A 22,635-nucleotide genomic window follows, 5' to 3' on the forward strand; every position below is an offset into this window, starting at 1 on the left:
TGAAATAGCCGGTATCAAGGGCCCGCGCGGCTGGGGTGGCTGCGCGGGCCTTGCCGGACGGCAAGATGTGGGTATGCGTGTTGCGATTCTCGGTCCGCTGTCGGTGGAGGGACCCGAAGGGCCGATCGAGGTCGGCGGCGCCAGGGTCAGGGCCCTGCTGGCGCTGCTCGCGCTGGAGGAGGGGCGGCTGGTCACCGCCGAACGGCTGATCGGCGCGCTGTGGGCCGACGAGCCCCCCGCCAACGCCGTCAACGCCCTGCAGACGCTGGTCAAGCGGCTGCGCGCGGCGCTCAGGCCGTACGACGTGGTGGAGAGCAGGCCGGGCGGCTACCGGCTGAGCGCGCAGGTGGACGCGCGCTCCTTCCGCGACCTGGCCCGCGTGGGCGAGCTGGACGCGGCGCTGGACCTGTGGCGCGGGCCCGCCCTCGCCGACCTGGCGGCGGTGCCGCACCTGGCCAACGTGGCGGCCGCGCTGGAGGAGGAGAGGCTCGCCGCCGTCGAGGCCAGGGCGGAGGCGAGGCTGGCCGCGGGGCTCGCCGTGGACCTGGCGGCGGAGGTCGCCGCCCACCCGCTGCGCGAGCGGTTGTGCGCGATCGCCGTGCGCGCCATGGCCGCCGCCGGACGGCAGGCCGACGCGCTCGCGCTCTTCGCGCGCACCAGGGCGCGGCTGGCCGACGAGCTGGGCGTCGATCCGGGCCCCGACCTGCGCGCCGCGCATCTGGCCGTGGTCTCGGGGGACCTTCCTGTGGCGCCGCCGGCCGTCGCGCCTGCCGTACGGCGCCGCGGTTCGAGCGTGAAGCGCCCGCTCACGAGCTTCATCGGCCGTGAGGAGGAACTGGAGGAGCTGACCGCCCTGCTGTCGGCCGCCAGGATGGTCTCCATCGTCGGCCCGGGCGGCGCGGGCAAGACCAGGCTGGCGACGGAGGCCGCGCTGCTGGCCGACGAGGCCTGGCTGGTCGAGCTGGCCCCCGTCACCGACCCGGCCGACGTGCCGGGCGCCGTGCTCGACGCTCTGGCTCTGCGCGGCGCCGAACGTCCTGCGCTCGGCGTGCAGGAGGAGGAGGTCACTCCGACGGACCGGCTGCTGGCCGCGCTCGCCGACCGCAAGGCGCTGCTCGTGCTCGACAACTGCGAGCACCTCGTGGAGGCGGCGGCCGTCCTCGCCGAACGCCTGCTCACCGACTGCCCGGGGCTGCGCGTGCTGGCCACCAGCAGGGAGCCGCTCGGCGTGCAGGGCGAGCGGCTTGCGCCCATCCCGCCGCTGGAGCTGCCGCCGGTGGGCGCGGGCCCTTCCGTGGCGGGCACCTGTCCCGCGGTCAGGCTGCTGCTCGACAGGGCCGACGGCGTCACGCTCGACGAGCGGAACGTCGCCGCGATCATCGCGATCTGCCGCAGGCTCGACGGGATGCCGCTGGCGATCGAGCTGGCCGCGGCCAGGCTGCGCACCATGACGCCCGCCCAGCTGGCCGACCGGCTCGACGACAGGTTCAGGCTGCTGACCGGCGGCAGCCGTACGGCGCTGCCGCGCCAGCAGACGCTTCGCGCGGTGGTCGAGTGGAGCTGGGACCTGCTGACCGCGCGGGAGCGGGCGCTGGCCGAGAGCTTCGCCGTCTTCGCGGGAGGCGCGACGCCCGAGGCGGTCGAGGCGGTCTGCGGCGCGGGCATGGAGGTGCTCGGCGCGCTGGTGGACAAGTCACTGGTCAGGATGGACGCCCAGGGCCGCTACACGATGCTGGAGACGATCAGGACCTACGCCATGGAGTGCGGTGAGCAGCCGCGCAGGGCGCACGCCGTCCACTACATGGAGCTCGCGGAGGCGGCGGTGCCGCACCTGCGCGCCCACGAGCAGCTGGAATGGATCGAACGGCTGGCGGCCGAGCGCGACAACCACGCGGCTGCGCTGCGCTGGACGATCGACAGCGGCGAGGTCGAGCTCGCCGTGCGCATGTGCGGGGCGCTGACCTGGTACTGGTGGCTGTGCGGGTACCGGGCCGAGGGCGAGGCGTGGTCCGCGCAGGTGATCGAGCTGGCGGGCGGCGATCCGCCCGAGGGGCTCGCGGCCGCCTACGCCTCCTGCATGTTCGGCATCGGGACCGGCCACATCGGGCGGCTGCTCAGCGAACCGGACTCGCTGCTCGAGGTCGTGGCGGAGCTGGAGCGGGTGGTCGCCCAGGCCCGCGCCGAGGGTCCCGTCCATCCGATGCTGCTGCTGGGCAGGGCCGTGATGGCCGCGATGACCCGGCAGGACGACCGCCTGGCCGAGTTGCTCGCCGAGTACGTGGCGGCGGAGGACCCGTGGCTGGCGAGCGCCGCGCTGATGGTCAGGGGCGGCTGGCGGTCGGCCGATCCGACGGCGGAGGAGGACCTGGAGCGGGCGGTCGCCGGGTTCAGGCGGCTCGGCGACCGGTGGGGCCTGAGCGAGGCGCTGCTCACGCTGGCCGGGGTTCGGGTCGCCCATGACAGGCCCGCGGCGGACCTGGTCGCCGAGGCGGGAACGCTCACCATCGGCTGGGTGAGCGTCGACGAGGCGATCTCCACGCTCACCACGGTGGCGCTGCTGCGCGCCCAGGGCGGTGACATCGAGGGCGCCACCACCGACCTGGCCAGGGCCAGGGCGGCGATGTCCGACGATACGTCGGAGCACGTGGCGCTCCGGCTGCGGCTTGGTGAGGCCGATCTGGCGCGGCTGGCCGGCGATCCTGCGGACGCGCTGGCGATCTACGAGGAGGTGATCGTCACCCTGCCGGCGATGGAGGACGTGCTGCCGCAGCAGCTGAGCTGGGCGCTGACGTCCTACGGCAGGGCGCTGCTGGAGACGGGCGACCTGGGGGGCGCGAGGCGGCAGTTGCTGCTGGCGGTGGAGGCCTTCGGGGCGGCGCCCGATCTGCCGATCCTGGCCTCGGCGCTGGCCGGGTTCGCCGCGGTCGCGCTTGCCTCGGGCGACGCCGAGCGGGCGGCCGTCCTGCTCGGCGGGGCGAGCACGGTCTACGCCGGCTTGAGCGGCGGCGACGCGGACGCGGCCAGGACCGTCGCGGACACCCGCGCCGCGCTCGGCGACGCCGTCTTCGAGGAGGCGTACGAGCGCGGCGCCCGCATGTCGCGCGATCAGCTGACCCGCCTGCTGTAGGCGCGAAGGGCGAGCGGCACGAACACCGCGGCGATGACGGCGGTCCAGCCGAGGCTGATCCACACGTCACCGGCGCGCAGGCCGCCGACCATCAGCCCGCGCAGCGCGGAGGCCAGGTGCGAGACGGGGTTGACGCCCATCCACCACTGCAGCCAGCCGGGCATGTCGGTGGCGGGGATGAAGGCGCTGCTGCCGAAGGTGAGCGGGAGCAGGACCGCGGTCGCCATGCTCTGCATCGTGGTCACGGACTTGATCACCAGCCCCAGGTAGGCCGATCCCCAGCTCAGCGCGAAGGCGAACAGCACGATCAGGCCGACGGCCGCCAGCGCCTCCAGCGGGCCGGTCTGGACTCTGAAGCCCACGACGTAGCCGATCAGCAGGGACATCGCGATGGTGAGCATGAGCGTGGTCAGGTCGGCCAGGATCCGCCCGGCCAGGGGCGCGGCTCTGGCGATCGGCATGGTCCTGAACCGGTCGAACACTCCGTTGTCGATGTCGGTGGCCAGGTTCATGCCGGTGCTGATCGTGGCGATCAGCGCGACCTGGGTGAGCACGCCGGGCAGCATGTAGAGCACCGCGCCGGCCCTGTCGCCGCCGGAGCCGCCGAACAGGTAGACGAACACGACGATCATGAAGACCGGCTGCATCAGGAGCCCGATGAGCTGGCCTGGGCTGTTCTTCATCGGGATGAGGCTGCGCCAGGCGAGGGTGAGGCTCTGCGAGATCATTTCGATGCTCCTGTCAGGCTGAGGAAGACGTCGTCGAGGGAGGGCAGGCGCAGCGCGTGCTCGGCGAGCACGATGCCCGCGTCGTCGAGCTTCCTGAGCAGGGCGGGGGCCTCGGCCAGGTCGTGGACGGGAACGGTCAGCCCGCCCATGATCGTGACGATCTTCTCGGTGTCGCGTTCGTGCAGTGGCCTGACCTCGAGGCGGTGCCCGCCCGCCGTCGCCTTGAGCTCGTCGGGTGTGCCGGAGGCGGCCACGCGGCCGCCGTCGATCAGCAGGATGTCGTCGGCGAGCTGGTCGGCCTCCTCCAGGTACTGCGTGGTCAGCAGCACGGTCACCCCGTCGGCGACCAGGTCCCTGACCACCTGCCACAGCTCGTTGCGGGCGTGTGGGTCCAGCCCGGTGGTCGGCTCGTCGAGGAAGAGCACGCGCGGGCTGCTGACCAGGCTGGCCGCCAGGTCGAGGCGGCGGCGCATGCCTCCCGAGTAGCCGCCCGCCTTCCTGCCGCCCGCCTCGGTCAGCCCGAACCTGTCCAGCAGCTCCGCGGCCCTGGCCCTGGCCCTGTCGCGGGGCAGGCCGAGCAGGCGGCCCATCATCACCAGGTTCTGGGTGCCGGTCAGCTGCTCGTCGACGGAGGCGTACTGGCCGGTCAGGCCGATCAGCTCGCGCACCTTCGCCGCCTGCCTGCGCACGTCGAACCCGCCGACGCTGGCGCTGCCCTCGTCGGGGCTCTGGAGGGTGGCGAGGATGCGCACGGCCGTGGTCTTGCCCGCGCCGTTCGGCCCGAGGACGCCGAGCACCGTCCCTGTCCTGGCGCGCAGGTCGATCCCGGCCAGGGCCACCTTGTCGCCGTATCGTTTGACGAGCCCTTCGGCTTCGATCGCGTAGGTCATGCCCCTACGGTGTCGCCGGCCGCTGTCAGCGGCGTGGCAGGCGGCTGGCAGGCCGCCGTCGGGTCATCGCGCGATGCCTGCCAGGGGGTGGACCCGGTGCGCGACGACCTCCGACAGCGTGATGACGGTCGTGCTGCGCCGTACGCCGGGGATGGCCAGCATGCCGTCGATGACCTGCTGGACGTGCTCGTTGTCGCGCCCGGCGATGCGACACCACACGTCGCCTGGGCCCGTGACGATGTAGGCCTCCAGCAGTTCGGGGATGGCGTGCAGGGCGGCGGAGATGTGTTCGCGGGAGGCCTGTTCGACCTCCAGCGTGGTGAAGGCCTGCACGGGGTAGCCGAGCGCGGTGGGGGACAGGGTGGGGCCGAACCCGGTGATCACGCCGTCGGCGGCCATCCTGTCCAGCCGCGCCTGCACGGTTCCGCGCGCGACCCCTGCCAGGCGGGCGATCTCCAGCAGGCCGGTGCGCGGCCGTTCGCGCACCAGGCGCAGGATCAGCAGGTCGAGTTCGTCGAGTCCATGACGACGTGCTGGCAATCCGTCTCCTCCATCGCCCTTTGGCTGCCTGTTTGCCAGCATAGAGGCCCAGGTGTTGTCATCATCGTCACCTGTGCGGACACTGCGGAGCCATGGAGCACAAGTATCCGTTCATCCCGTATGTGGCCGACCGTTATGACGAGGCGGAGATGATCCGCAGGGGCCGCGCGTTCTACGAACACGTGGACAGGCGGCGCAGCGTGCGCTTCTTCAGCGGCGAACCCGTGCCGAGGGAGTGCGTCGAGCTGGCGGTCCTGGCCGCCAACACCGCTCCCTCCGGCGCGCACCAGCAGCCGTGGAAGTTCGTGCTGATCGGCGACCAGGCGACCAAGAGGCGGATCAGGCAGGCCGCCGAGGTCGAGGAGCGACGGAACTACGAGGGCGGGCGGCTGACCCCCGAGTGGCGGGAGGCGCTGGCTCCGCTGGAGACGACCTCAGACAAGGGCTATCTCGAAGTGGTGCCCTGGATCGTGGTGTGCTTCGCCGAGAAGTACGGCGTGCGGCCCGACGGCAGCCGGGTCAAGCACTACTACGTCAACGAGAGTGTGGGCATCGCGTGCGGGCTGTTCGTCACCGCGTTGCACACCATGGGCCTGTCGACGCTCACGCACACGCCCAACCCGATGGCCTTCCTCAGCGAGATCTGCGCACGGCCCGGCAACGAGCGGCCCTACATCCTGTTCCCGATCGGTTACGCCGCCCCCGACGCCGAGGTGCCCGACCTGACGAGGAAGCCTTTGCGCGAGGCGCTGCTGCACTTCTCCTGCACGTCCTGAAATTTGGGCCTTTTCCGGTTGAGGGACCTTCTTCACTCTCAGTGCAGACGCACGTCAAGCCTGAGGAGGCTGAAGGTGAGAAGCCGATTACTCATCCTGCTGTCCGTTCTGGCCCTGATCTGCCTGACCGGCGTGACAGGGGCAGGGGCGAGCGCGGAACCGCCGCCCAACAAGCAGTACAGGGTGCAGGGTCCGGCCGACGCGAAGCAGCGCAGCGCCGTGGCGTCCACGGGCGCGGCGATCGAGGAGATCGCCGCCGACTCCGTGGTGGTCACCGCCACCGCGGCCGAGCTCGCCGCGATCAAACGGCTCGGCTACCGCGTCGCGGAGCTGTCGTCCCCGTTACCCCGGTCCGAGGCGAGGGCCTTTGACTTCCCTCCGTCGGACTCCGGTTACCACAACTACGCGGAGATGACCGCGGACGTGAACGCGCTGGTGGCCGCGCACCCGGGGATCGCCAGCAAGTTCGTCTACGGCAACTCCTACGAGGGAAGGCAGCTGATCGGCGTCAAGATCAGTGACAACGTCGGCTCCGACGAGGCCGAGCCCGAGGTGCTCTTCACCGCCCACCAGCACGCCCGTGAGCACCTCACGGTCGAGATGGCGCTGTACATCATGCACCTGCTGACCGAGGGGTACGGCACCGACGCGCGCATCACCAACCTGGTCAACAACCGCGAGATCTGGATCATGCCGGACCTCAACCCGGACGGCGGCGAGTACGACATCGCCACCGGCTCCTACCGGTCCTGGCGCAAGAACCGGCAGCCCAACGCGGGCTCCTCGGCGGTCGGCACCGACATGAACCGCAACTGGGCCTACAACTGGGGCTGCTGCGGCGGCTCGTCGGGGTCCACCTCCAGCGAGACCTACAGGGGCGCGTCCGCCGAGTCCGCTCCCGAGGTCAAGGCCGTCGCCGACTGGGTGCGCGGCCGGGTCGTCGGCGGCGTCCAGCAGATCAAGGCGCACATCGACTGGCACACCTACAGCGAGCTGATCCTGTGGCCCTACGGCTACACCTTCAACGACACCGCGCCCGGCCTGACCCAGGACGACAGGGACGCGCACGCCACGCTCGGCCAGAACATGGCCTCCACCAACAGCTACACCCCTGAGCAGGCCAGCGACCTGTACATCACCGACGGAACGATCGACGACTGGCTGTGGGGCGTCTACAAGATCTTCAGCTTCACGTTCGAGATGTACCCGACCGGGGCCAGCCCCGGCTTCTACCCGCCCGACGAGCAGATCGTCCCGCAGACCACCCGTAACAGGGAGGCCGTGCTGCGTTTCCTCGAGTACTCCGACTGCGTCTACCGGATCATCGGCAAGGAGACCCAGTACTGCGGAACCGGCGGCGGCACCACCGTCTACTCCGACACCTTCGAGACCGCCACCGGCTGGACCAGCAACCCCGGCGGCACCGACACCGCCACCCTCGGCCAGTGGGAGCGCGGCGACCCCGCCGCCACCACGTCCTCGGGCGCCAAGCAGCTCGGCACCACGGTCAGCGGCGTCAACGACCTGGTGACGGGACGGCTCGCGGGCTCCTCCGCGGGTGCCTACGACGTCGACGGCGGCGTCACCACCATTCAGTCGCCGCCGATCACCCTGCCGGCCTCGGGCACGCTCAACCTGTCGCTGTCGTGGTACCTGGCGCACGGCTCGAACTCCTCCAGCGCCGACTACTTCAGGGTGCGGGTCGTCGGCTCCACCACGACCACGGTCGTCAACCAGACGGGAGCCGCCTCCAACAGGAACGGCTCGTGGACGGTGGCGACGGCCGACCTGAGCGCGCACGCGGGCCAGACGGTCAGGATCGTCATCGACGCGGCGGACGCCTCCACGGCCTCTCTGGTGGAGGCCGGCGTCGACGATGTGAAGATCACCCAAACGCCGTAACCGAAACCTGAGGGACGCCCACCTCTCCCGGCTTCTTCGCAGGCCAGGAGGGGTGGGTTTTTGGGTCTTGTAAGGGGTCGATGTCAAGGCTACGATCGCGACAACTCTTAGGAAACTTTACTAAAAGAAATCATGAAGGAAGTCGTCCAGGACGATCGCACCCTCGACCAAGCCACCCCACCTGCGAAGACAGTCACGCCCCTCGACGCGGCCCGTCGAGGAGCCCGGCGCGCCGCGCGAGCCCACCGCCGTGGGAGGTCTGCGGCGGCGCCCCCTCGCCTGACCCACCCTGACAGCCCCTGCAAAGGGAGCGCACCCCCCGAAAAGAAGGAACGGCGTGAGATTACGCGCATCAGTGGTAGCACTGATCACCCTCGCTCTCACCTTGGTCGCCCTGCCCGCGCAGGCCGCGGGCCTCACCGCGACCTTCACCAAAGCCGCCGACTGGGGCTCGGGCTTCGAGGGCAAGGTGACGATCACCAACGGCACCGCCGCCCCCGTCGCGTGGAACGTGCAGTTCGACGTACCGGCCGGATACTCCATACCGTCGGCATGGGACGCGACCATGTCCCGCAGCGGCCAGCACTACACCTTCACCCCGCCGAGCTGGGCCGGCCCGCTCGCCGCCGGAGCCAGCACGAGCTTCGGCTTCAACGGCGGCCCAGGCAACTTCCCCGGCATCACCGGCTGCACGATCAACGGCGCCTCCTGCGGCGGCGGCGAACCCCAGCCCGGCGTCCCAGGGCAGCCGGGCGTCGCGAGCGCCACCTCCACCACCTCCGCCATCTCCCTGTCCTGGGGTACGGCGAGCGGCACGGTCACCGGCTACCGGGTCTACGAGGGGTCGACGCTCAAGACCACCGTGACGGGCACCAGCGCCACCATCACCGGCCTGGGCGCCTGCGAGACGCACACCTACACCGTCAAGGCCTACAACTCCGTCGGCGAGTCGGCGGGACGCGACGTCAGCGCCACCACCGCCGGATGCACGACGGGCCCGCTGCCCAGGCACTTCCTCACCGGCTATTGGCACAACTTCGTCAACCCGGCCGTCGAGCTGAAGCTCTCCGCGGTCCCCGCCGAGTACGACCTGGTCGCGATCGCCTTCGGCGAGGCCACCTCGACCGCGGGCGAGGTCGTCTTCAGCGTCGACCCCGGCCTGGCCACCGCGGTGGGCGGCTACACCGACGCCCAGTTCAAGGCCGACGTCGCCGCCCTCCACCAGCGCGGCAAGAAGGTCATCCTGTCGGTCGGCGGCGAGGCGGGCCGCGTCCAGGTCGCCAGCGCCGCGGCGGCCACGAAGTTCGCCGACTCCGTCCACGCCCTCATGCAGAACTACGGCTTCGACGGCGTCGACATCGACCTGGAGAACGGGCTCAACGCCACCTACATGGCCCAGGCCCTCAGGTCGCTGCGGTCGAAGGCGGGCTCCGGCCTGATCATCACGATGGCCCCGCAGACGATCGACATGCAGTCGACGGGCGCCGAGTACTTCAAGCTGGCCCTGTCGATCAAGGACATCCTCACCGTCGTCCACACGCAGTTCTACAACTCCGGCTCCATGCTCGGCTGCGACCAGAACGCCGCCTACTCGCAGGGCACCGTCAACTTCATGGTCGCGCTGGCCTGCATCCAGCTCGAGAACGGCCTGCGCCCCGACCAGGTCGCCCTCGGCCTGCCCGCGGGCCCCGGCGCCGCCGGTGGCGGCATCGTCGCCCCGAGCCTGGTCAACCAGGCGCTCGACTGCCTGGCCAAGCGGACGAGCTGCGGCTCGTTCGTCCCACCCCGCGCCTACCCCGACATCAGGGGCGCGATGACCTGGTCCATCAACTGGGACGCCAGTAACAACTGGAACTTCTCCAAGACCGTCAAGCCGCACCTTCAGGGAATGCCATGAGACGCATCATGCTCGCCTTGGTGGCCGCCTTCGCTCTCGCGGGCGCAGGCCTGGCCACGATCAACCCCGCCGCCGCGCAGAGCGTCACCGTCGCCGCCTACCCCGCGTGGCAGGCCTGGACGCCGTACACGATCGGCACCCGCGTCACCTACAACGGCGTCGACTACGAGTGCATCCAGGCCCACACCTCGCAGCCCGGCTGGGAGCCCGCCAACGTGCCCGCCCTGTGGAAGACGGTCTCCGGCGGGGGCGGCGACACCACAGCGCCCTCGGTGCCGGGCGACCTGCGCACCACGGGGAGCACCTCCAGCAGCATCTCGCTGGCGTGGAACGCCTCGACCGACAACGTCGGCGTCACCGGGTACAACGTCTACCGCGGTTCGACGCTGGTGACGACCGTCACCGGCACCACCCACACCGACACGGGCCTGGCCTCGGGCACCAGCTACACCTACACCGTGCGCGCCCGTGACGCGGCGGGCAACCTGTCGGCCGCGAGCACCGCCGTCACCGCCTCCACCTCGGGCGGGACGGGCACACCAGGACAGCCCGGCGCGCCCGGCGTCACCGGCGCCACCAACACCTCGATCTCCCTGTCGTGGGGCGCCTCCAGCGGCACGGTCACCGGCTACCGGGTCTACGAGGGTTCGACCCAGCGCGCGCAGGTGACCGGCACCTCGGCCACGATCTCCGGCCTCGGCGCCTGCCAGTCGCACACCTACACCGTCAGGGCCTACAACTCGGCGGGCGAGTCCGGTTCCAGCGCCTCCGTCACCGGCTCCACGACCGGATGCCCGACCGGCAGCCGCATGCCGGGCGCGCCGTACCTCTACATGGGCTGGGGCAACCCGCCCAACCCCGGCACCGTCATGGACGCCACCGGCGTCAAGTCCTTCACCATGGCCTTCATCCTGTCCAGCGGCGGCTGCAACGCCGCATGGGACGGCAACCGCCCGCTCACCGGCGGCGCCGACGCCCAGGCCATCTCCACGATCAAGTCGAAGGGCGGCAGCGTCCAGGTCTCCTTCGGCGGCTGGCAAGGCAACAAGCTCGGCCCGAACTGCTCCACCCCGCAGGCCTTCGCCGGCGCCGTCCAGCAGGTCATCAACGCCGTCGGCCCCGCGGTCGTCGACTTCGACATCGAGAACACCGACGAGTTCGAGAACTACACCGTCCAGGACCGCATCCTGAACGGCCTGAAGATCGTCAAGCAGAACAACCCCAACATCAAGATCGTCGTCACCTTCGGCACCACCACGACAGGCCCGAACTCCCACGGCATCCGCCTGATCAACCGCTCCAAGGAGCTCGCGGTCCCGATCGACAACTACACGATCATGCCGTTCGACTTCGGCAGCTCCAACATCTACAACGACACCGTCAACGCCTCCGAAGGCCTGAAGAACGCGCTGAAGAGCGCCTTCGGCTGGACCGACGCCCAGGCGTACGCCCACATGGGCATCTCCGGCATGAACGGGCTGTCCGACCAGCAGGAGCTCACCACCCCCGCGACCTGGACCCAGATCACCAACTGGGCCAAGTCCAAGGGCCTGACCCGCCTGGCCTACTGGGCGGTCAACCGCGACCGTCCGTGCCCGGGCGGCGGCGTCGTCTCCCACTGCAGCGGCATCGCCCAGTCCGACTGGGAGTTCACCAGGACCACCGCAGGGTTCTGATCCAGGCGCACCCCCCGGCGCTCGACCCTCCCGAGCGTCCGCCCGGCTCCCGTCCCGGGAGAGCGCGCCTCCTCTCCCGGGACGGTGAGCCGCACCCCCCACGCACCACGATCGAGGAACCTCACGCATGAACCTGAGGAAGCCGGCGGCCGTGGCCGCCCTCGCGCTCGCCATGACCGCGCTCCCCGTCACGCCCGCGCTCGCCGCCAACATCGCGACCAACCCCGGCTTCGAGTCGGGCCTTGCGGGCTGGACGTGCTCGCTGGCGCAGACCGTGTCCAGCCCCGTGCACGGCGGCACCAAGGCTCTGCAGGGCAGCCCCGCAGGCGACGACTTCGCCCGCTGCCGGCAGACCGTCACCGTCCAGCCGAACACCGCCTACCAGTTGTCCGCGTGGGTCCAGGGCGCCTACGTCTTCCTCGGCGCGACCGGCACCGGAGTGAACGCCAGCACGTGGGGCGCGCCAGGCGCCACCTGGCGGCAGCTCACCACCTCCTTCACGACCGGCGCGAGCACGACGGCCGTCGCCATCCACGTCAACGGCTGGTACGGCCAGGGCCCCTACCTCGCCGACGACGTCGTGCTCGACGGCCCGGGAGGAGGCGGCGGAGGCCAGGACACCACCCCGCCGACCGTCCCCGGAGGCCTCGCCGTCGGCAGCCCCACGAGCGGCTCTCTCACCGCCACCTGGTCGGCCTCCACCGACGACTCAGGCACGATCGCCCGCTACGAGATCTCCAGGGACGGCGCCGCCCCCGCGCAGGTCACCACCACCTCCCACACCGCCACCGGCCTGAACCCCGCCACGACCTACCGGTTCAAGGTGCGCGCGTGCGACCCCTCAGGCAACTGCTCGCCGTACACGCAGGAGGTCGCGGGGACCACCACGACCGGAGGGGGAGGACAGAGCGGCAAGCTGATGGTCGGCTACCTGCACGCCTCGTTCGCCAACGGGTCCGGCTACGTCAGGATGGCCGACGTGCCGGGCGAGTGGGACTTCATCAATCTCGCCTTCGGCGAGCCCACCTCGGTCACCTCCGGCGACATCAGGTTCACCAGGTGCCCGGTCGCCGAGTGCCCGAACGTCGAGTCGGAGGCCGACTTCGTCGCCGCCATCAGGGCCAAGCAGGCGGCGGGCAAGAAGGTGCTCATCTCCATCGGCGGGCAGAACGGGCAGGTGCAGCTCACCACCGCCGCCGCCCGCGACACGTTCGTCGAGTCCGTGGCTGCGATCATCGACAGGTACGGCCTCGACGGCCTCGACGTCGACTTCGAGGGCCACTCGCTCTACCTCAACCAGGGCGACACGAACCTGAACAACCCGACCACGCCCGTCGTGGTCAACCTGATCTCCGCGCTGAGGTCGCTCAAGGCCAGGTACGGCACGCGGTTCACGCTCACCATGGCGCCCGAGACGTTCTTCGTGCAGCTCGGTCACCAGTTCTACGGTCCAGGCCCGAACGGCGCGGCCGACAGCAGGAGCGCCTCCTACCTGCCGGTCATCCACGCGCTGCGCAACGACCTGACCCTGCTCCACGTGCAGGACTACAACTCGGGGCCGATCATGGGCCTCGACGGCCAGTACCACACGATGGGCGGCCATGACTTCCACGTGGCGATGACCGACATGCTGCTCGCCGGATTCCCGATCATGGGCAACGCCGGCAACGTGTTCCCCGCCCTCCGCCAGGACCAGGTCGCCATCGGCCTGCCCGCCTCGCCCAACGCGGGCAACGGGTTCACCACCGTCGCCGAGGTCCAGAAGGCGTTCACCTGCCTGGCCAAGGGCATGGGGTGCGGCACCTACCGGCCACGAGGGGTGTACCCGAACCTGCGGGGGCTGATGACCTGGTCGATCAACTGGGACAGGTTCAACGGCTTCGAGTTCTCCCGCTCGCACCGGCCCTACCTGGACGGCCTGAGCTGACGGCCCGCGCCCATGGCCAGGCGTCGCGGTCGGGTCTCAGCCCTCCTGCCCGCGATGCCTGACCATGAGCGTCGGCTTGACGTGCTGCCCGGTGCCCGGCGGGCGGTAGGTGGGCAGCGCCTCGCCGTACTCGTGCATCCAGTCGTGGTCGACGAGCGTGTGCATGCGGCCCGTCAGCGTCAGCCACGGCATGCCCTCCGGCCGCACGGCCGGCCCGGGAACCGCGGCCAGCAGCGCTGCCGTCTCCGGATAGTTGCGCTCCACGATGTGGCCGCGCACCAGCTCCCTCCGGGTGCCCAGATGCTCCACGGCCAGCTTGCCGAACGCCTCGGCCAGCATCCGCACGTCGGGCATCGGCACGTCGGCGTACTGGGAGGCGCCCACCAGCAGGTCCAGCTTCCCGTTGACCAGATGGTGCACGAAGCAGGGATCGACCTGGTCGCCGTGCGCGAGCGTCAGCACCCTCGGCCAGTTGCGCGGATCGTCCGGCTCGTCGCAGGCGCGCCGTCCCGGCTCGGCCACCAGGTCGAGCGGGTTGCGGTCGTACTCGGGCGCCATGTGCAGCCAGCCCTCGCGCACCGCCTCGGCCAGCACGGGCCACGGCGCCCGGTCGTTGAACAGGCCCTCGCCGAGCTGCCAGGACAGCATCCCCACGTCCGTGCAGTCGTAGCGCCACCTGTCGGCGTGCAGGTAGAAGTAGATCCCCGTGTCCACCACCCGCTCGCCCTCGCCCCTCGGACCGCCCCATCCGCCGCCGCGCACCCCCGCCGAGCCCGTCAGCACCAGCAGCGCCAGCATCGCCCGGTGCGCGGTGTCGGCGTGCTCCGTGCCGAGCCGCCCCGGCATGATCATGCACCTACCGCCCGTGCGCAGCGCGGTCTCGCCCAGCTCGCGCGCCACCTTGACCGCCCTCGAGGCGCTGACGCCGGTGATCGGCTCCTGCCAACCAGGCGTGTACGGCTCCCGCGCGTCGTCGTAGTCAGCGGGCCACGAACCGGGAAGGCCGTCGCGGGCCACGCCGTACTGGGCCAGCAGCAGGTCGTAGACCGTCGTCACCATGTGGTCGCCCACCCGCACCACCGGCACGCCCCTGCGCAGCACGCCCGACCCCTCGTCGAAGCGGGGGAGCAGCAGCTCGACGCTGCCGCCGCCCTTGCCGTACATGGTGAGCGCGGGGTCGGTCTCCAGCGTCAGGTTCCAGTGCGCCGGGTCGCGGCGGAAACCGAGCGACCCGTTCGGCACCACGGGCCTGCCGCCCCTGGCCAGCAGCACGGTCTTCAGCGCGGCCGTGGGCGAGGTGTCGCCGAGGTCGGCCGCGTTGAGGAAGCGGTGGGCGACGTAGCCGTCGGCGCGTTCGCGCAGCCGCACGAGGAACGGCAGGTCGGTGCGCTGCTTCGCGTGCTCGGCGAACGCGGGCCGCTCCAGGTGGAACTCCTTCAGCAGCACGTGCCCCATCGCCATGGCCAGCGCCGCGTCGGTGCCCGAGCGGACCACGACCGTCTCGTCCGACAGCCGCATCGGATGGCTGCCGATCGCGACCACCTTCTGCCCCTTGTAGCGGCCGGCCACCAGCCAGTGCGCGTCGGGGGAGCGGATCGCGCGGTCGTTCTCGCCCCACATGATCGCGTAGGCGGCCTGCTCCCAGTCGGCCGGTTCCGGCACCTCGGAGCAGGGGCCGAAGACCTGCGTGGCGGCCAGCGGCTGGTCGACCAGCACCGCGCCGCCGATCAGCCCCACGAACCTGGAGATCATGGACGTGGAGTGCGCGGCGACCCTGTCCGGGCCGTACGCGGCGATGGTGTGCACGTGCGCGGCGGCCACCATCTCGGCCACCTCGTCGTCGCCGACCGGCGCCACCTCGTTCCCTCTGCCTCGCTGATAGGCCTGCCGTACCTGCGGATTGGCTGTGAGTTGCGACCAGGCCGCGACAGGATCGGCGGCCCTGCCGCGCGCCTCCCTGTAAAGCCCGACCAGCACCCCGTTGCCCCGTGATCCCCCCATGCTCCTAATTGAACACACAGAGTGATGATCCGGGGTGCTGCGACCCGCCTTACGGGTGGCAGTACCTTCGATCGTGCGGCAGGCTAGGAGCCGCCATGGACTACGCAGTGCTCACGGGGGTCGTCCTCGTCTCAGGTGTCGTGTTCGCCCTCATCGCCCAGTGGCGTGACTGGCGTCCCCCTCTCTGGATCGCGATCGCGGTCGGCGTAGGGGTGCGCGTGCTGATCATGTACACGTCGGCGATCGACACCTGGCAGCCCGTCGACTTCGTCAACAGCTTCAAGCCGGCCGGCGAGGCGGTCCTCAACAGGCAGGACCCCGTGCTCGGCAGCAACGGCGGCTGGCACTTCCTGCCGACCATCCCCTACGTCTACGGGATCCTGCTGTGGCTGGGCATCCCGTGGGAGTACGCGGGCCGCCTGGTCACCGTGGTCGCCGACATCGCGCTGATCCCGCTGGTGGCGAAGCTGGCAGGAGGGCCGCGCGCGTCGCTGCGCGCCCTGCAGTACGCGCTCAACCCGCTCGCGCTGCTGGTGGCCTCCGTCCACGGCCAGGTCGAGCCGGTCGCCCTGGCCTTCGGCGTGGCCGCCTTCGTGGTGGCGCGCGGCCCCGGCGACCCCGACAGGCACGGCGTCACGATGACGGTCCGCGAGGCGATCGCGGCCATCGACGTCAGGAAGGCCTTCACCTTCCAGGCGGCCGAACTTCCCGACTACCGCAGGGCCCTGTGGGCGGGGCTGCTGATGGGTCTGGCGCTGTGCGCGAAGAGCTGGCCGATCTGGCTCATCCCCGGCATGCTCCTGCTGCTGCCGAACTTCAGGGCGCGGCTCATCGGCCTGGCCGCCACCGGCGTCCCGCCGGTCTTCTTCCTCCTCACGCTGCCGATCTTCGCGGGCACCTCGCTGGCCGACATCCCCAGGGTGATGGAGGTCATGAGCGACATCCGCCCGATCGTCGGCGAGTGGGGCTGGACGGCGGTCCTGGTCGACGGCGAGTGGACCCTCCACTCCGCCTACGCCAAGATCGGCACCTACCTGATCTACGCCACCGTCCTCGCCGTCTGCTGGATGTGGCGCAGGGCCGACCCCGTCGACCTGACCACCGCCATCCTGCTGGCCTTCATGGTCGTCACCCCGCGCCTCGGCGCGCAGTACCTGCTGTGGTTCATGCCGTTCCTGGTCGCCAGGCCCACCCGCTTCGCCTGGCCCGCCATCATCGGCACCTCGCTGTGGGCCGCGATCGGCTACCTCTGGATGACCCAGAGCTGGCAGATCTGGAACGACTGGCATCCCAACTGGGCCAGAGCCTCCATCCTGCTGCTGCCCGTGCTGGCCCTGGCCCTGCCGTGGGCGCGCCGGATCTCCACCACCGCGCCCACGCCACCGGCCAGGCCGCTGTCCGTCACGTCCGAGTCCGACACGGCGGACGTCACCGGCTGACCGCAGCCTTCCCCGAACCCGTCAGCTCAGGGGACGGGCGGCGGCCGGGCCGGCGAACCGGCTCAGGGAGGGGCGGCGGCCGGGGCCGGCGAACCGGCCGCCGCCCGTCTCAGCGGTACAGCGAGACGAAGAGCGAGACCCACTGGTCGGGATGGACGAACGCCACGACCGTGTCACGGGCGACGCCCGCCCGGTCGAAGGCCGCGCCCACGTCTGCGTAGTGACGGCTCAGCGAGGCGAACAGGGAGCCGCCGACGCCGGAGAAGCCCAGCTCCACCAGCTCCTGCCACGCGCGGCCGTCGTCGACGAGCGGCTCGGGCCGCCGCTCGATCCGCAGGATCGCCGAGTCGACGGAAGGGACGGGCCTGAAACTCTCCCTGCCGATCCTGCCGAGCAGCTCCCACGAGAACCACGGCCAGCTCTCCACCGTCACCAGGCTCCACCGGCCGAAGTCGCCGCTGCGCTTGCGGGCGTACTCCAACTGGGTGAGCAGGGTCGCGGAGGTCAGCTCGGGCGCCCGCAGGCACCAGTCGACGATCTTGGAAGTGACCGAGTACGGGATGTTCCCCACGACCGCGAACGGCTCGCTCGGCGGCCGCGCCACGGTGAAGTCGCCCTTGACGATCTTCAGCTTGGTCCTGGCCCTGAGCTTGGCCACCAGCAGCGGGTCGATCTCGTAACCCACGACCTCGGCGCCCGTCCTGGCCAGCGCCGACGTGAGCACTCCCTCACCTGCGCCGGGCTCGAGCACGAGCCCGCTCGGCCTGGCCGCCTTGACCAGCAGATCCACGGCATGCTGATCGACCAGGAAGTTCTGCGAGAGCTCACGCCGCGCCCGATCTCTGGGCGTGCGACCGCCACCGCTGTTCCTGGCCTTCTTCTGGGTATGCGAATAATTTCCGTGCGCGAAGTTCTGCGCCACAGCAAAAGCCCTCTCGGGTCCTCGAGACGAATGGGATCTCGACGGGCCCTGGGCTCGCGTCCTGCGAAGCTAGCGAGCCAGAGCCCGGCTGCTGCGCAGACGCATGAAACAAAGGCATGACATGCGACCAGGCTACGGAAGATCGCTGGAAATCGCGATGCGTTTTTCCGCGGAGATCGTCACCCTGGTGGGATGCGGGCAACGGTCACCCTCACCCCGGCGCGCCTTCCCGACGTGCTCCTGCACGTCGCGGTCGTGCGCCCGGTCTTCCTCTGGGGTGCGCCGGGCATCGGCAAGAGCTCGCTGGTCCGGCAGTTCACCGACTCGCTCGGCCTGGGGTCAGACCCCCGACTTCTCTGCGTTCGACAACGTTGGCGGACGGAAGGTCCGGTCTAAACGTCGGTGCGCGATGGCATGCTCCCGATCATGACGAACTTTGCCGATCTTGCCCGAGCCCATCTACCCGCTGACACCGCCGACCGGCTGCTCGCGCTGCTGCGCCCGACGATCCAGCTATCGATAGCTCAGGATGGCCGGCCGGTGGTCGGGCGGCTGGGCGGAACCGCGGACCTGCCGGACGGCTTGTCCTGGCCGGTCGGTCCGGACTCGCGTCCGCTGGCGCTGGTCGCCACCCTCGCCTGTGCGCGGCTGGCCGCCTATGAGGTCGACATCGAGCTGCCCGAGGACGGCACGCTGCTGTTCTTCGTCCAGTTCGACGGGGACGGCGACGCCGTGATCTACGTGCCTGCCGGGACGCCCACGCTTCGGCAGTCCGAAGGCTGGGTCTACCCGGAAGAGCCGCTCACCGCGCAAGCCGTGCTCACCTGGCCGGACAACGTCCAGCCGGAGCTCGCCGAGGCCTTCGGCGGCAGCTCGGCGGTGTTTCCGGCGGTGTGGCACCATGTGGCGGCCGGACGCGAGTTCATGGAAGTGGTCGGCGAGTACGAGCACGGCCACCACGGCTCACGGCACCAGGTCGGCGGCCACGCCATGGTCCTGCAGTCACCGTTCGAGGCCGTCGCCGCCGAACGTGAGGGCGCGGGCTGGTACGACGAGGAGTCGTTCTATGCCGAGGCCCGCCAGTGGGTGCTGCTCCTTCAGCTGAACGAGACAGAGCACATGATCTGGGGTGACGGGGCGCACATCGCTTGGGGGATACGTCGCGACCACCTCGCCGCCCGCGACTTCTCCAGAGCCGTCTTCGACGTCCAGGGCCACTGACATCCCGCCCACGCTCAGCATCACCCCAAGTAACCGATCATCGAGAGTGGGCCAGAGCCAGAGAACGTCAGTGGATGCGCGGACTTAATGTCAGCGATCCGGTGGAGTGGCGGGCCGTGTTCGACCAGCCGGACAGCGCTTCTCCGAGATCACCATGGCCGCCGAATGACGGCGATCGGCGGGCCCAGCGTGGCGACCAGGGCACGGGCTTCGTCCCAGCCGAATGCCGCCATCGCACGGGTGATAATGGCTGGCGAAGGATCGGGGTTGTCCCGCTATTCTTCCGGGCACAGGCGTTGATCCGGCCATCACCGGGAAGCCTCCGGAAGAACGGCCCGCGAGGGCTCAGTAGAACCGGACGGGGCCGGCCCGTCACAGCCGAAGAACGAGTGGGCGTCTCGACGCCAAGCGGGGTGGTACCGCGGAGGAGTCTCCGTCCTCGCATCCGACCGATGGATGTGAGGAGTGCGCAGTGTCCGAACCAGTGTTCCCCAAGGTCGAGCTGCGCATTCTCGACTTCTGGGCGCAGGACCGTACGTTCGAGGCGTCCGTCAGCGGGGACGAGGAGTTCGTCTTCTACGACGGCCCGCCGTTCGCCAACGGCCTGCCCCACTACGGCCACCTGCTGACCGGGTACATCAAGGACGCCGTCCCCCGCTACCAGACGATGCGCGGCAAGCGGGTCGAGCGGCGGTTCGGGTGGGACTGCCACGGGCTGCCCGCCGAGGTCGACGCCGAGAAGCAGCTCGGCATCACCGGCAAGGCCGACATCCTTCAGCTGGGCATCGGCGCGTTCAACGCGGCGACCAGGGAATCGGTCCTGCGCTACGCCCGCGAGTGGGAGCAGTACGTCACCCGGCAGGCCCGCTGGGTGGACTTCGCCGGTGGCTACAAGACGCTCGACGTCGACTACATGGAGAGCGTCCTGTGGGCGTTCAAGACGTTGCACGACAAGGGCCTGGTCTACGAGGGTCACCAGGTGCTGGCCTATTGCTGGCGGTGCGAGACGCCGCTGTCGGCCACCGAGACCAAGATGGACGACACCTACCGCGACCGCCGGGATCCGGCGCTGACGGTGGCTTTCCCGCTGGAGACCGGCGAGAAGGCGCTGGTCTGGACGACGACGCCGTGGACCCTGCCGGGCAACCAGGCGCTGGCCGTCGGCCCCGACCTGGACTACGCGGTGGCGGAGCTGGACGGCGAGCGGTACGTGGTCGGTCGTGACGCCGTGCCGGAGGGCGCGACGGTCGTCGAGGTGTTCAAGGGCCGGGAGCTCGTCGGCAGGAGGTACGTCCCGCCGTTCGACTTCGTCGAGGGCGATTTCCGGATCCTGGCGGCCGGCTTCGTCGACGCAGGGGAGGGCACCGGCATCGTCCATCTGGCGCCCGCGTTCGGCGAGGACGACCACGAGGTGTGCGCCGCGGCGGGCATCGCGCCGGTCATGACGGTGGACGAGCGCACCCGTTTCACCGCGCTCGTGCCCCCGTTCGAGGGGCTGCAGGTGTTCGAGGCCAACGGGCCGATCATCGACGATCTGCGGGCGAGCGGGCTCGTGCACCGGCACGAGAGCTACGTTCACTCCTATCCGCACTGCTGGCGGTGCGACACGCCGCTGGTCTACAAGGCGGTGTCGAGCTGGTTCGTGGCGGTCACCAAGGTGCGCGACCGCATGGTCGAGCTCAACAAGGAGATCACCTGGGTGCCCGGCCACATCGGCGAGGGCCAGTTCGGCAAGTGGCTGGAGGGGGCGCGCGACTGGTCGATCAGCCGTAACAGGTTCTGGGGCACGCCGATCCCGGTGTGGAAGTCCGACGACCCGGCCTACCCGCGGCTGGACGTGTACGGCTCGGTTGAGGAGCTGGAACGGGATTTCGGCACTCAGGTGACGGACCTGCACCGGCCGTACATCGATGAGCTGACCCGGCCGAACCCGGACGATCCGACCGGCCGTTCCACCATGCGCCGGGTGCCTGAGGTGCTCGACTGCTGGTTCGAGTCGGGCTCCATGCCGTACGCGCAAGCGCACTACCCGTTCGAGAACCGGAAGTGGTTCGAGTCGCACTACCCCGGCGACTTCATCGTGGAGTACACCGCGCAGACGCGCGGTTGGTTCTACACGCTGCACGTGCTGGCCACGGCGCTGTTCGACCGGCCCGCCTTCCGCACCGCGCTCGTGCACGGCACCCTGCTGAGCGACGACGGCAGGAAGATGTCCAAGAGCCTGTCGAACTACCCGGACGTCTACGAGATGTTCGACCGGTACGGGTCCGACGCGATGCGCTGGATGCTGTTGTCGTCGCCGGTGATGCGCGGTGGCGACATGGCGGTGTCGGAGCAGGCCGTGCGCGACGCCGTGCGGCAGGTGCTGATGCCGCTGTGGAGCGTGTGGTCGTTCTACTCCCTGTACGCGGGTGGTCGGGAGACGGAGTCCGACCATCCGCTCGACCGCTACGCCCTGGCCAAAACCGACCGGCTCGTCGCCGACGTGACCGCCCGGATGGACACCTTCGACCTGTCGGGGGCGTGCGGCTTGGTGCGGACCTTCCTCGACGTGCTCACCAACTGGTATGTGCGCCGTTCGCGGACCAGGTTCTGGGCCGGCGACCCGCAGGCGCTCGGCACCCTCCACAGCGTGCTGGAGGTGCTGACCCGGGTCATGGCGCCGCTGGCACCGCTGGTGACGGAGGAGATCTGGAAGTGCCTGACCGGCGGCCGCAGCGTGCACCTGACACCGTTCCCCCGCCCCCGGAGGGGAGACGACGACCTGGTCACCGCGATGGACGAGGTGCGCGAGGTGTGCTCCGCAGCCCTGGCGCTGCGCAAGGCTGCGGGGCTGCGGGTGCGCCTGCCGCTGCCCCGATTGACCGTGGCGACGCCCGCGTTCGCCCGGCTGGCGCCGTTCGTGGCGCTGATCGAGCAGGAGGTCAACGTCAAGGAGGTCGTACTCACCGGCGATCTCGGCGAGGTGAGCGAGCAGGTGCTCACCGTCGTCCCGAGGGTCCTGGGTCCGCGGCTGGGGCCTGACGTGCAACGCGTGATCAAGGCGGTGCGCGCGGGCGACTGGGCGGCGGACGGCGGGGTGGTGACGGCGGGCGGCGTCGAACTCCTGCCCGGGGAGTACGAGCTCCGCAGCGTCGCCGCCGACGCGGACCACTCGGCCGCCATCCCGGACGGCGTGCTGGTCCTGGACGTGGCCGTGACCCCCGAACTGCTCCTGGAGGGTGTGGCGCGCGACCTCATCCGCGCCGTCCAGCAGGCCAGGCGCGAGGCGGGGTTCGAGGTGGCCGACCGGGTCCGCGTGCGGATCGAGGGCGGCGAGGAGGTGGCGGCGGCGGTGGCCGCGCACCGCGACCTCATCGCCGCAGAGACGCTCGCCGACGAGGTCTGCCACGTTCCAGGCGAGAGCGTGGTCGCGAGAGCCGAACGATGATCCCCTTCGGGGTAACGGGTAGGCGCGAGAACGAGGTGATGATCGGTGACGACGTTCCGGGCTGACAGAACTTGTCGCCGACCGCTGTCGGTGTCTGGCTCTGGCGCTGATCTTGTTGCGGTGCCGGTCAGGTTCGTGTCGCTCCCGCACCGAGCTGTC

13 protein-coding genes and 2 pseudogenes are annotated in these 22,635 nt (G+C 70.5%); 10 read left to right on the forward strand and 5 right to left on the reverse strand.

The genetic code is table 11. The features are described 5' to 3' along the window. Positions 1 to 73: 73 nt before the first annotated feature. The gene (locus ACFSKW_RS27935; RefSeq protein ID WP_379575425.1) at positions 74 to 3,127 is read left to right on the forward strand and encodes an AfsR/SARP family transcriptional regulator; all 3,054 of its coding nucleotides are present in this window, start codon (positions 74 to 76) and stop codon (positions 3,125 to 3,127) included. Here the strand turns inward: ACFSKW_RS27935 and ACFSKW_RS27940 are convergent. The 3 genes from ACFSKW_RS27940 to ACFSKW_RS27950 all read right to left on the reverse strand — a co-directional run bounded on the left by ACFSKW_RS27940 (position 3,106) and on the right by ACFSKW_RS27950 (position 5,285). Then, the gene (locus ACFSKW_RS27940; protein WP_379575426.1) at positions 3,106 to 3,855 is read right to left on the reverse strand and encodes an ABC transporter permease; all 750 of its coding nucleotides are present in this window, start codon (positions 3,853 to 3,855) and stop codon (positions 3,106 to 3,108) included. The two genes, ACFSKW_RS27935 and ACFSKW_RS27940, sit on opposite strands and share 22 nt — an antisense overlap. Further along, positions 3,852 to 4,745: an ATP-binding cassette domain-containing protein gene (locus ACFSKW_RS27945; RefSeq protein ID WP_379575427.1), complete on the reverse strand. Its 894-nt coding sequence runs from the start codon at positions 4,743 to 4,745 to the stop codon at positions 3,852 to 3,854. Before ACFSKW_RS27945 ends, ACFSKW_RS27940 begins: the two co-directional genes overlap by 4 nt. Before the next feature lie 63 nt (positions 4,746 to 4,808). Continuing rightward, entirely contained in the window at positions 4,809 to 5,285 is a 477-nt protein-coding gene (locus ACFSKW_RS27950; RefSeq protein WP_379575428.1) for an Lrp/AsnC family transcriptional regulator, read from the reverse strand. Positions 5,286 to 5,377: 92 nt separating this feature from the next. Here ACFSKW_RS27950 and ACFSKW_RS27955 point away from each other — a divergent pair, with 92 nt between their 5' ends. The 5 genes from ACFSKW_RS27955 (at position 5,378) to ACFSKW_RS27975 (ending at position 13,463) form a co-directional block, all read left to right on the forward strand. Further along, entirely contained in the window at positions 5,378 to 6,061 is a 684-nt protein-coding gene (locus ACFSKW_RS27955; protein ID WP_379575429.1) for a nitroreductase family protein, read from the forward strand. 75 nt (positions 6,062 to 6,136) lie between these two features. Next, positions 6,137 to 7,963, forward strand: a complete 1,827-nt coding sequence (locus ACFSKW_RS27960) for a M14 family metallopeptidase (protein WP_379575430.1) — start codon at positions 6,137 to 6,139, stop codon at positions 7,961 to 7,963. A gap of 337 nt (positions 7,964 to 8,300) precedes the next feature. Beyond that, positions 8,301 to 9,860, forward strand: a complete 1,560-nt coding sequence (locus ACFSKW_RS27965) for a chitinase (protein WP_379575431.1) — start codon at positions 8,301 to 8,303, stop codon at positions 9,858 to 9,860. Next, positions 9,857 to 11,536, forward strand: a complete 1,680-nt coding sequence (locus ACFSKW_RS27970; RefSeq protein WP_379575432.1) for a fibronectin type III domain-containing protein — start codon at positions 9,857 to 9,859, stop codon at positions 11,534 to 11,536. Before ACFSKW_RS27965 ends, ACFSKW_RS27970 begins: the two co-directional genes overlap by 4 nt. A gap of 127 nt (positions 11,537 to 11,663) precedes the next feature. After that, entirely contained in the window at positions 11,664 to 13,463 is a 1,800-nt protein-coding gene (locus tag ACFSKW_RS27975; RefSeq protein ID WP_379575433.1) for a chitinase, read from the forward strand. A gap of 750 nt (positions 13,464 to 14,213) precedes the next feature. Here the strand turns inward: ACFSKW_RS27975 and ACFSKW_RS54960 are convergent. Beyond that, a pseudogene (locus ACFSKW_RS54960) lies at positions 14,214 to 15,464 on the reverse strand (molybdopterin-dependent oxidoreductase); the annotation flags it as partial. A 95-nt stretch (positions 15,465 to 15,559) separates the two neighbouring features. On the opposite strand from ACFSKW_RS54960, the gene ACFSKW_RS27985 reads away from it, so the two are divergent. After that, positions 15,560 to 16,903 carry a hypothetical protein gene (locus ACFSKW_RS27985; protein ID WP_379575435.1) on the forward strand — a complete coding sequence of 448 codons (1,344 nt, stop codon included), beginning with the start codon at positions 15,560 to 15,562 and terminating at the stop codon, positions 16,901 to 16,903. A 109-nt stretch (positions 16,904 to 17,012) separates the two neighbouring features. Here the strand turns inward: ACFSKW_RS27985 and erm are convergent, their stop codons facing one another. Then, positions 17,013 to 17,825 carry an ErmE/ErmH/ErmO/ErmR family 23S rRNA (adenine(2058)-N(6))-methyltransferase gene (erm, locus tag ACFSKW_RS27990; RefSeq protein ID WP_379575436.1) on the reverse strand — a complete coding sequence of 271 codons (813 nt, stop codon included), beginning with the start codon at positions 17,823 to 17,825 and terminating at the stop codon, positions 17,013 to 17,015. A gap of 192 nt (positions 17,826 to 18,017) precedes the next feature. On the opposite strand from erm, the pseudogene ACFSKW_RS27995 reads away from it, so the two are divergent. The 3 genes and pseudogenes from ACFSKW_RS27995 to ileS all read left to right on the forward strand — a co-directional run. Continuing rightward, positions 18,018 to 18,161 (forward strand): annotated as a pseudogene (locus tag ACFSKW_RS27995) (MoxR family ATPase); the annotation flags it as partial. A gap of 90 nt (positions 18,162 to 18,251) precedes the next feature. After that, the gene (locus ACFSKW_RS28000; RefSeq protein WP_379575437.1) at positions 18,252 to 19,046 is read left to right on the forward strand and encodes a DUF1963 domain-containing protein; all 795 of its coding nucleotides are present in this window, start codon (positions 18,252 to 18,254) and stop codon (positions 19,044 to 19,046) included. Positions 19,047 to 19,518: 472 nt separating this feature from the next. Continuing rightward, positions 19,519 to 22,476 carry an isoleucine--tRNA ligase gene (gene ileS, locus ACFSKW_RS28005; protein WP_379575438.1) on the forward strand — a complete coding sequence of 986 codons (2,958 nt, stop codon included), beginning with the start codon at positions 19,519 to 19,521 and terminating at the stop codon, positions 22,474 to 22,476. The last annotated feature ends 159 nt before the right edge of the window (positions 22,477 to 22,635 follow it).

This window comes from Nonomuraea mangrovi (genome assembly GCF_042681425.1).
In the GTDB taxonomy this organism is placed as follows: Bacteria; Actinomycetota; Actinomycetes; order Streptosporangiales; family Streptosporangiaceae; genus Nonomuraea; species Nonomuraea mangrovi.